Raw genomic sequence first — 405 nt, forward strand, 5'->3', positions numbered from 1 at the left:
TCAGACCTCGAAGTTGTCGATCAGCCGCGTGCGGCCCAGGCGCGCCGCGCCCAGCACCACCAGGCTGCCGGCGGCGTCGCCGGCCTGCGGCGGCTGCAGGTCGCTGCGCCGGCGCACGGCCAGGTAGTCGGGCTGCCAGCCGCGCGCAGACAGCGCGGCCAGGGCGCGCGCCTCCAGCGCCGGCAACTGCGCGGGCAGGGAGTGCGCGGCCGAGGCGGCCTCGCGCGCAAGGGCGCGCAGCGCCAGCGGCAGCTGGATGGCTTCGGCGCGCTCGGCCTCACTCAGGTAGCCGTTGCGCGAGCTCAGCGCCAGGCCGTCGGCGGCGCGCTGCGTCGCGCCCGCCACGATGTCGATGGGCAGCGCGAACTGCTGCGCCATGCGCCGCAGCACCATCAGCTGCTGGTA

1 protein-coding gene is annotated in these 405 nt (G+C 76.8%); it reads right to left on the bottom strand.

Going from position 1 to position 405, the window contains the following annotated elements; translation table 11 throughout:
* Positions 1–405, bottom strand: a 405-nt coding sequence (locus B2J89_RS23380; protein WP_169170877.1) for a pantoate--beta-alanine ligase, incomplete at its 5' end; no start/stop codon positions are given.

It is taken from the genome of Acidovorax sp. SRB_24, assembly GCF_012931925.1.